Raw genomic sequence first — 9,967 nt, 5'->3', positions numbered from 1 at the left:
CGGCGCCCTGCGCGAGGCGCTGGTCCGGGCCCGCGACGATGCCGAGCCGGACTGGGCCGCGGTCGGCCAGCCGATCGCCGAGCTGATGGCCGACATCGACGTCCGCCACCCCTCCCCGCCCCATGTGAAGGCGCCGGTGCAGGCGCCCGACGCCGCCGAGATCGACCGGGTGATCCGCCGCTGCGGCGCGCATCTGCTGGGCTCGTTTTCGAAAAACGGCTTCCTGCCGACTTACGCCGCCTTCAACCTGATCGGCGACGCCGACATGGGCGGGCGCGAGATGCTGATGGCGCTGACCGGGCTGAACTCGCGTGGCTACAAGAACTCGACGCTGTTGTTCAGCCTCGCCCGCATCTTCATCGCGCATTCGCCGGCGCGCGCGCTGATCAACCCGCCCTGGAGCGGGATCGCCGAGCCGATGTGGGAGCCGGTGCAGATCCGCCACCGCTCCGCCTATTACGACGCCTTCTTCACCGAGGCGCTGCTGAGCTATCTCGAAACCGGGCTGGCATCGAAGGAAGAGACCGCGGCGTCAAAGCGCGCGATCGACGAGATGGTGGATTTCTGCCTGAAGACCTCGGCCGAGGAAGTGCCCTCGCACGACGGCTCGACGGTGCGGGTGATCACCGCGCTGGCGCCGCTGCCGCATCCGCGCTTCTCGCGCTTCTTCGCGCAGATCAAGCAGGACCTGGGCTTCGGCATCTACGTGCCGGACTGCGACACCACGGCCTGCTCGTTCTCGGCCGCCACACAGGCCGGCTCGACCGACCCGATCCTCGACCAGCCGCTGCTCGACTTCTACCGCGGCTATCAGGTGCGCGAGGGCGCCAACGAGCCGCGCGTCACCGTGCCCCTCAACGACAATATCGATTACGAGGGCGGCGTCGTCACCTGGATCGACAATATCAAGGGCGAGCGCCCCTACGGGAACGACCTCGATCCCACCCTCAATCTCGACATTCTCGAAGTCTCTTTCCGCAACCTTGCGCGCTGGAAGATTTTGGAGACGCCGCAGCGGCTGGAGACCGTGCATCGCATCATCGGCTTCCAGCGGCGGCTCGCCGAAACCGGCGCCTTCGCCGATCCGCGCTCGCATATCTATTATTTGCCGGAATTGTACTCTGCCTATTTCGGCCGATGCCATGCCGCGTTCATGGCATTGCCCGAAGCCGCGCGGCGGAGAATCGATCCGGACGGCGCGTTCGAAATCATCCGAGGCAAGGTGCTCGACTATGTCGAAGGCGAATTGATCGCCCGCGAGATGAACCCGTTCGACGCCGCGCTGGCGCTGATGGCGCTGGCGCATCTCGGCGCCGACGCCGCGACGTTTGCGCCGGCGCTCAACTGCATCGTCGCCCAGCTCGGCGAAGGCGGCCGGCGCGGGCCATACCGCGCCTATGAGTGGAACAAGATGAAGACGCCGACCCGGATTCTCGTCGGCGGCCCCGAGGTGACGTCGGCGTTCGTGCTGATGGGCCTGGCGCTGGCGCGGAGAGTTATGACGAAGTGAATTGCGTGCTTGCTTACCCTCCCCTGGAGGGGGAGGGTCGGCTCGTATGAGCGAAGCGAAATGCGAGACGGGGCGGGGTGATCTCTCCACTCGGGTACTGTTGGACGTGGAGAGACCGTCACCCCACCCCGCCGCTCATTTCATGAGCGTCGACCCTCCCCCTCCAGGGGAGGGTGAATATCTCGCGGGAAGTTGAAAGCGATGCGACGCTCTGGCTCTGGCAAGACAACCGCATTGTCCGCACAATTCGCATCATTCCGCTGGGACTGCCGATGACATTACGGAAATTGCTGTCCGCTGTTTTACTGCTGTCGCTCCCCGCCGTCTCCCACGCGGCGGACATCACCGGCGTCCCGAAAATCCGCGAAGGCGATCAGCTCCAGATCGGTAACCACCGCATCCGCCTCGGCGGCATCGATGCGCCGGCGGTCGATCAGCTCTGCCTCAACACCAAGGCCGAGCGCTGGACCTGCGGCGTCGCCGCACGCGACGAACTGATAAAACACTTCGGAGCCAAGAGCTGGACCTGCCAGACCAGGGGCGCCGTCGATCGGCGCGGCCGCACCGTGGCGCGCTGTCAGGCCGACGGCGAAGACGTCCAGAAATGGATGGTGTCGCACGGCTGGGCGCTGGCGCTGACACGGATCTCGCGCGATTACGAGGCGGACGAAAAGGCCGCGCGCGAGGCCAAGGTTGGAATGTGGCAGGGCGCGTTCATCGCGCCGTGGGACTGGCGCATCCGCAACAAGAAGACCGCCGTTCTCGGCGCCGTCACACCGCCGGAGAATGCCCGGGCGGTTCTGCTGGCTTCGGCGTCCGGCCCGGTCGCGCCCTCGCCCGATTGCACCATCAAGGGCAACGTCAACCGCTCCGGCGAGTGCATCTATCATCAACCGACCAGCCGCTGGTATGCGAAGATCGAGATGAAGATCTCAAAGGGAACGCGCTGGTTCTGCTCGGTCGAGGAGGCCGAAGCCGCGGGCTGCAGAGAGACGCGGCGGTAGTTTTCTTTCTCGCCTCGCCCTGCTGCGGCAGGCTTATCGCATATCGTCATGGCCTGGCTTGTCCCGGCCATGACGAGTTTGTGGACACACTGAACCCTCTCCCCGCGAAGAGGAGCAGGGAGAGAGAGCGGCAGCGACGGTGCCTGATCAACGCATCGAAAAGCGATTGCGGCGGCAACGGCGGGGCGGATGGCGTCGCGCCTTCATGCTCGCGGCCGTCATCCTCGGCGGCTACGGTCTGCTCGCTTATCTGGTGCTGCCGGGCTTCTGGACGCATTACGAGCATCAGCGCGGGCTCGCCGAGATGCCGATGGTGACGCGCACCGCGCAGGATATTCCGGGCGATCCCATGAATGTCGGATTGATCGGCGACCTCGGCGACGTCGTCTGTGCGATGCATGCGGCCGGCTGGTATCCGGTCGACCGGATCACGCTGAAGTCCTCGATCGAGATTGTCGGCAGCGTGCTGCTCGATCGTCCCTACAAGGAGGCGCCGGTCAGCAATCTCTATTATCTCGGCCGCCGCGAGGACTTGGCCTTTGAAAAGCCGATCGGGACAAGCGCCGACCGTCGCAATCATGTGCGCTACTGGAAAGTGCTGGAGAGCGGTGAGGAGAAGCGTCCGGTCTGGCTCGGCGCGGCGACGGAAGATCGCGGCGTCGGCGTCAGCCGATATACCGGCGCGGTCACGCATCACATCAGCGCCGATCTCGACGCCGAGCGCGCATTGCTTGCAGTTGACCTGGAAAATGCCGGCATGGTGGAGGCGAAATATCAGGTCACCGGCATCGGGCCGACGATCGCCGGTTACAATGGCGGCGGCGATCTCTATTACACCGACGGCGAAATCTGGGTGTTGCGGCTGGTGGAAGCCTGCAAGAAGCGTGAGGGACCCGCGGTGACGATCCCGAGCCCGCCGGCGACCCAATTGAAGGACCAGATCTGGCGCGCGATCGCGGATGCCGTGGGGAAATAACGTGCGGAGCAATCGCGAGGCGCGGAGCAATCAGAACAATTTGATCTTCTTTTGCGGGCCTGAATTGCGTCGCTACGCTCGCAATGATGGCTCCGATCCAATAATATGGCGCCAAATCTCACGCCTCGATTCCGCGTGCTTACCCATAAGGAAAACCAACAAATGACCGTTCGCGCGGGCCGGGAATTTCTGGCCATCCCGGGACCAACCACCATGCCCGACGAGGTGCTGCAGGCGATGCATCGCCCGGCGCTCGACATCTATTCCAGCCAGATGGTGGAATTGACCGAAAGCCTGCTCGCCGATCTCTCAAAACTGTTCGCCACCAAGGGCAAATCCTACATCTACATCGCCAACGGCCATGGCGCCTGGGAGGCGACGCTCTCCAACGTGCTGTCGCGCGGCGACAAGGTGCTGGTGCTGGAAAGCGGACGCTTTGCGATCGGCTGGGGCCAGGCCGCGGCCGCGATGGGCGCGGAGGTCGAGGTGCTCAAAGGCGACTGGCGCCGCGCGGTCCGTGCGAGCGAGGTGGAGGCGCGGCTCAGGCAGGACAAGGACCACACCATCAAGGCGATCGTGGCGGTGCAGGTCGATACGGCGTCCGGCGCCTATAACGATATCGAGGCGATCGGCAAGGCGATCAGGTCGACGGGACATCCGGCGCTGTTCATGGTCGACACCGTGGCCTCGCTCGGCTGCATGCCGTTCGAGATGGACAAATGGGGCATCGATGTCGCGATGTCCGGTTCGCAGAAGGGCCTGATGACGCCGCCCGGCCTCGGCTTCGTCGCCGCCAACGACCGCGCCTGGGAAGTGCACAAGAAGGCCAATTTGCGCACGCCCTACTGGGACTGGACCGAGCGCGAAGGCAGCGAGCACTACCGCAAATATGCCGGCACCGCGCCGGTGCATTTGCTGTTCGCACTGCGCAAGGCGATCGACATGCTGCAGACGGAGGGGCTGGAGAACGCGTTTCTGCGCCATCGGCTACTCGGCGAAGCGGTGCGCCGCGCGGTCGCGGTGTGGGGCGAGGGCCAGGTAATCGGCTTCAACATCGCGGAAGCCAATGAGCGCTCCAACACGGTGACGACGGTGACCATGAACGGGCACGATCCGGCCGCGCTGCAGCGCTACTGCAAGGAGAAATGCGGCGTGGTGCTCGGCACTGGCATAGGCGAATTGTCCGGCCAGGCGTTCCGTATCGCCCATATGGGCCACGTGAATGCGCCGATGATTTTGGGCACGCTCGGCGTGGTCGAAGTCGGCCTCACTGCGCTCGGTATTCCCCACGGCAGGGGCGGAACCGAAGCCGCGATCGAATATCTCGGCGAGAACGTCGGCGCGTGAGCGCGCTGTCGCATATTTGGTAGGATGGGTAGAGCGAAGCGATACCCATCAAGCAGTTTATTCCGATTGATGGATTTCGCTTCGCTCGACCACGGGGACCGTGGTCAGCATTTCACATGGTGAGAGGACACGTCTCGCGTGCCTCTCAGCCGCATCTAAATGATGGGTATCGCTTCGCTCCACCCATCCTACTCTTTCCCACCACGCATTAGTGCGTATACTGGCATACCAAGCCGGGCGCTGATCCGTGCACGAACAAAGAGTGGGAGTGAGGCGATTGGCGTCCGTTGATTTGCGCGGCCTGACCAAACGATTTGGTTCGCTTGCGGTAGTCGATAACGTCTCGCTGAAAATCGACCATGGGCAACTGGTCTGCCTGCTCGGCCCATCCGGCTGCGGCAAGACCACGACGCTGCGACTGATCGCGGGTTTTCTGGAGCCTTCCGACGGCGAGATCCATGTCGGGGAACGGCTGGTCTCGTCAAGAGCGCGCACGCTGCCGCCCGAGCAGCGCAACATGTCGATGATCTTTCAGAGCTACGCACTGTGGCCGCATATGACGGTGACGGAAAACATCGTCTACGGCCTGCGCCTGCGCAAGCTCGACCGCGACACCATCGCCAAGAAGCTGGCGGCGATCCTGGCCACCACAAAACTCGAGGTGCTCGCGCAGCGCTATCCCGGCGAACTCTCCGGCGGGCAGCAGCAGCGCGTGGCGCTGGCGCGCGCACTGATCGTCGAACCGGAGACGCTGTTGCTCGACGAGCCGCTTTCCAATCTCGATGCGAATCTGCGCGAGGAGATGCGGTTCGAGATTCGGCGGCTGCATGACGAATATCGCTACACCACCGTCTATGTCACCCACGACCAGTCCGAGGCCATGACCACGGCCGACCTGATCGCTGTCATGAACGGCGGCCGGGTCGACCAGATCGGCACGCCAGAGGACATCTACGCGCGGCCGGAATCCGAATTCGTCGCCCGCTTCATCGGCGCCAGCAACGTCATCAAGGGCACCGCGCGCGACGCCAACCATGTCACCTTCGCGGGCGCGACCTTGAAGGTGGTCGGCGCGCCGCTGACGCCGGGCCAGGGCGCCGTGGTCGCGATCCGCCAGCACGATATCGGCCTGTCGACACAGGCGCCGGCTTCAACAGAAAATGCGATCAAGGCGGTCGTCACGCGGCAGGTCTATCTCGGCGCGGCGCGGGACTACATGGTCGAGGTGGCCGACGGTACCAGTTTGCGCGCCACCACGCCGACCGAAACCAATGTGCCCAGAGGCAGCGAGGTCTGGCTGACACTCCCACCCGAGCGCTGCCGGGCGCTCAGCCGATAGATAAGAAAGAGACGGGGGACGCCATGAAGAGACGAAAACTTTCTAGACGCGACATTCTGCAAGGCTCAATCGCGCTTGCCGCAGGAACCGTGTTCGCCTCCCCCGCCCGCGCCCAGGCGCCTGAACCGGTCGCGGTCACGCCGGCGCTGGTGGAGGCGGCGAAGAAGGAAGGCAAGCTGATCTTCTATTCCTCGATCGACCTGCCGGTCGGCGAAAAGCTCGGCAAGGCATTCGAGGCGGCCTTTCCGGGCATCACCATTCAGATCGAGCGCTCCGGCTCGGAGCGGCTGTTTCAGCGGATCGACCAGGAATTCGCCAGCAATATTCGCGCCGCCGATATCATCAACTCCTCCGACGCCTCGCACTTCATCAGCTGGAAGAAAAACGGCTGGCTGATGCCGTTCGTGCCCGAGGATGTCGCAAAGCATTTTCCGGAAAATTATCGCGATCCCGACGGCCTGTTCGCGACCTCGCGGGTGTGGCTGTCGTCGATTGCCTACAACACCAATCTGGTGAAGCCGGAGGACGCGCCGAAGAGTTTTGCCGACCTGCTCGACCCCAGATGGGCGGGCAAGATGGTGAAGGGACATCCGGCCTATAGCGGCACCATCATGACCGCGACGTTCCAGATGGTGCGCGAGCTCGGCTGGGAATACATGGAGAAGCTGGCAAAACAGCGCGTGATGCAGGTGCAGTCGTCGACCGATCCGCCGAAAAAGCTGTCGCTCGGCGAGCGCGCGGTGATGGCCGACGGCAACGAATACGGCATCGTGCTGCTGAAGGAGGCCGGCCAGCCGGTCGAACCTGTTTACCCGACCGAGGGCACCCCGACGATTTCGGGGCCGACCGGCATCTTCAAGACTGCGCCGCATCCCAACGCCGCAAAACTGTTCCAGGCCTGGCTGCATACGCGCGAGACGCAGCAGTTCTTTGTCGACTTCACCGCGCAGTATTCGATCCATGCGCAGGTGCAGTCGAAGCCGGGCCGGCGGAAGATCTCCGACATTAAGCTGATGAAGGAGGACGCCGAGGGCGTGGAGAAGATGACGGAAGAAATCAAGACGCGCTATGCGCGGCTGTTCAGGGTTTGAGCGTGCTCTTTGCCACACCCACCGTCGTCATTCCGGGATGGTCCGAAGGACCAGACCTCAGATGCGCAAATTTGCGCATCGGGAATCTCGAGATTCTCCGATGCGCAATTGCGCAACGTAGTTCGCGCTAACGCGCGCCCCGGAATGACGGAGAGAGCATGACCACCGTCACCACCGCCGACACCCCCAAACGCCGCCTCGATCTCACACGCCCCGTGCTGTGGCTGTTCGCGGCCTTCATGATCGTGCTGATCGTGCTGCCGCTGTCGTGGCTGGTGGTATTCGCCTTCACCGACAAGGCGCGGCGACCGACGCTGCAGAATTTCGTCACGCTGTTCACGGATCCCGCGTTCCTCGATCCCTTGATGACGACTGCGATCATCGCCACCACGTCGGCAACGATCTGCTGCCTGGTCGCGGCGCCGATCGGGTGGCTGGTGTCGCGCACCGACATGCCGGGGCGGCAGATCATCCGCGCGCTGGTGACGGCTTCTTTCGTCACCCCGCCGTTTCTCGGCGCTGTCGCCTGGGAACTATTGGCGGCGCCGAACAGCGGCATGCTGAACCAGCTCTATCGCTATCTCACCGGCGCCGAAGATCCCCTGTTCGACATCTATTCGCTGACCGGACTGATCTTCGTGATCTCCTGCTACACCTTTCCGTTCGTCTTCGTGCTGGTCGCCAACGCGCTCGACAACATGCCGGGCGAACTGGAAGACGCCTCCGCCATTCTCGGCGGCAAGGCCTGGACCACGGCTCGGCGCGTTACGATTCCGCTGGCCCTGCCCGCGCTGGTCGCCGGCGCGCTGATCGCGTTCCTGCAGGCGATGACGCTGTTCGGCTCGCCCGCGATCCTGGCGCTGCCGGCTGGCTTCCACACCATGACGACCAAGATCTGGAGCCTGTTTCAGTATCCGCCGAAACTCGAACTCGCCGCGGCTGCCGCCGTGCCGCTGTTGCTGCTGACGATACTGCTGCTGCAGGGCCAGAAATTCCTGCTCGGCCGTCGCGGCTTTTCCGTGGTCGGCGGCAAATACGGCGCACCGCGGCCGATCGAGATGGGAGGATGGCGCTGGGCGGCGCTGGCGTTCTGCCTCCTCGTGCTGCTCAATCCGGTGTTCCTGCCCTATTTCGCGTTGCTCAACGCGGCGTTCTCGCCGAACGCGACCACGCTGGTGACGCCATCGACCGCAACGCTGCACAACGTCGTTTTCGTGTTCACCGAATTGTCGTCGACCCAGCTCGCGCTGAAGAACACCGTAATCCTCGGCGCATCGACGGCGACCGTCGGCACGATCCTCGCGCTCGTGGTCGCCTATGTCACGACCCGCCGCGTGATCGCGAGCCACCGCCTGCTCGGCTTTCTCGCGACCGCGCCGGTCGCGGTGCCCGGCATCGTGCTCGGCGTCGGGCTGTTCCTGAGCTACACGCGCCCGCCCTTCGTGCTCTACGGCACGTTATGGATCCTGCTGCTGGCATTTCTCACCATCAATCTGCCCTCCGCCTATCAACAATTGCAGGCGGCGTTCGCGACCATTCACCCCGAGCTGGAAGACGCCAGCCGGATCCTCGGTGCGACGCGGCTGCAGGCGCTGCGCCAGATCACCGCGCCGCTGCTCCGTACCGGCGTGATTGCGACCTGGTGCTTCATCTTTATCGGCGTGATGCGGGAGCTATCCGCCGCGATCGTGCTGTTCACCTCGCAGACCAAGGTGCTGTCGGTGCTGATCTACGACCTCAACGAAAGCGGCGACCTCGCCGCGATTGCGGTGCTCGGCATCGCGATGCTGGTGATCACCTTCACGGTGGTGCTGGCGGTGAACCGGATCCCGATGTTCGGCGGCGGCGCCGGGGCGAGGTTAAGGAACAGCTAGCTCACCTGACCCGCGCGAGTTCGTTGCCGGAGCCGACCGCGTACGTATCGGTAACCAGCGATTTCGGGGCACTGAGATGTGCCGGGCGGTCCGCCAGGATGCACGCTGCATATTTCGGACTGGCGGGATCCTCGGGTGCGAACCGCTGGAGCGCCGACTCCGTAATCGATCGGCAAATGCGGCGCGCGAACGGCCGCATCCAGGGATCGCCATAGGCACGGCTGACGCTGATAAGCATTGAACTTGGTTGCGACCCCTTCCACGTCACGACGCAGGCGGAGCCTTCGCGCAGCAGCAGCGCCTTGCCGAGCCATCCCAGACCAAGACCTGCGGGAAGCCGCTCGCAGCGATCGATGGTCCATTGGCTGTCGTCGAAATCGAGCCATTGCCGCGGCACTGTCTTATAGCGGTTCTTGAATCGATCGCTGAGCATCCGGTTCAGCGATGAGGTTTCCTGCTGGAGGGAAATGCTGAAGGGAAATCTCGCGGTCACCTTGTTGTCCCGGCCGGCCACGAACATTCCGAACACGCCCTCGAACCTGGCGATCTGCTCGTGGGTTTCGAGAATCTTGCCATCCCGCATCAGGTTGACGATTCCGTCATTGATCTGAAGCGAGAGATTGCTGCCCTCGCCATATTTTCGTTTGCTCGCGTCCTCGAATTTCCTCAGGTCGTCGGTCATCACACCCCAGGTCACGCTCAGGACGGAATCGACGGACTGGTGCGAAACCGGCGCGCGCCAGTCGCGAACGAACTCGCCGGCGCCCAAGATTCCGCCTACGCCGAGGACGAGGGCCGATATCGCAGGTATCGAGAGTAGCCGCAT

Annotated in this window: 8 protein-coding genes; 7 read left to right on the top strand and 1 reads right to left on the bottom strand. The window is 63.8% G+C overall.

All coding sequences use genetic code 11. The annotated features are described in order from the left end of the window. The 7 genes from CQ12_RS30160 to CQ12_RS30130 all read left to right on the top strand — a co-directional run. Positions 1 to 1,510, top strand: a 1,510-nt coding sequence (locus CQ12_RS30160; protein ID WP_057838930.1) for a hypothetical protein, incomplete at its 5' end; no start/stop codon positions are given. A 272-nt stretch (positions 1,511 to 1,782) separates the two neighbouring features. After that, positions 1,783 to 2,514 carry a thermonuclease family protein gene (locus CQ12_RS30155; RefSeq protein ID WP_057838931.1) on the top strand — a complete coding sequence of 244 codons (732 nt, stop codon included), beginning with the start codon at positions 1,783 to 1,785 and terminating at the stop codon, positions 2,512 to 2,514. Positions 2,515 to 2,719: 205 nt separating this feature from the next. Beyond that, the gene (locus CQ12_RS30150) at positions 2,720 to 3,490 is read left to right on the top strand and encodes an LssY C-terminal domain-containing protein (RefSeq protein WP_083519538.1); all 771 of its coding nucleotides are present in this window, start codon (positions 2,720 to 2,722) and stop codon (positions 3,488 to 3,490) included. A 162-nt stretch (positions 3,491 to 3,652) separates the two neighbouring features. Then, on the top strand, positions 3,653 to 4,837 hold the full coding sequence (locus tag CQ12_RS30145; protein ID WP_057838928.1) for a pyridoxal-phosphate-dependent aminotransferase family protein: 1,185 nt from the start codon (positions 3,653 to 3,655) through the stop codon (positions 4,835 to 4,837). Between the two features lie 277 nt (positions 4,838 to 5,114). Further along, positions 5,115 to 6,176, top strand: a complete 1,062-nt coding sequence (locus CQ12_RS30140; protein WP_057838927.1) for an ABC transporter ATP-binding protein — start codon at positions 5,115 to 5,117, stop codon at positions 6,174 to 6,176. Between the two features lie 23 nt (positions 6,177 to 6,199). Next, positions 6,200 to 7,267 (top strand): ABC transporter substrate-binding protein, encoded by a 1,068-nt coding sequence (locus CQ12_RS30135; protein WP_057838926.1) that lies wholly within the window; start codon positions 6,200 to 6,202, stop codon positions 7,265 to 7,267. A gap of 158 nt (positions 7,268 to 7,425) precedes the next feature. After that, positions 7,426 to 9,141 (top strand): ABC transporter permease, encoded by a 1,716-nt coding sequence (locus tag CQ12_RS30130; RefSeq protein ID WP_057838925.1) that lies wholly within the window; start codon positions 7,426 to 7,428, stop codon positions 9,139 to 9,141. A 1-nt stretch (position 9,142) separates the two neighbouring features. Here CQ12_RS30130 and CQ12_RS30125 read toward each other — a convergent pair whose 3' ends face one another. Next, a complete protein-coding gene (locus CQ12_RS30125) occupies positions 9,143 to 9,967 on the bottom strand; it encodes a hypothetical protein (RefSeq protein WP_057838924.1) in 825 nt (274 codons plus the stop codon).

Origin of the sequence: Bradyrhizobium jicamae (genome assembly GCF_001440395.1) — a bacterium.
Taxonomy (GTDB): domain Bacteria; phylum Pseudomonadota; class Alphaproteobacteria; order Rhizobiales; family Xanthobacteraceae; genus Bradyrhizobium; species Bradyrhizobium jicamae.
This window is presented reverse-complemented; position numbering and strand designations above follow the sequence as displayed.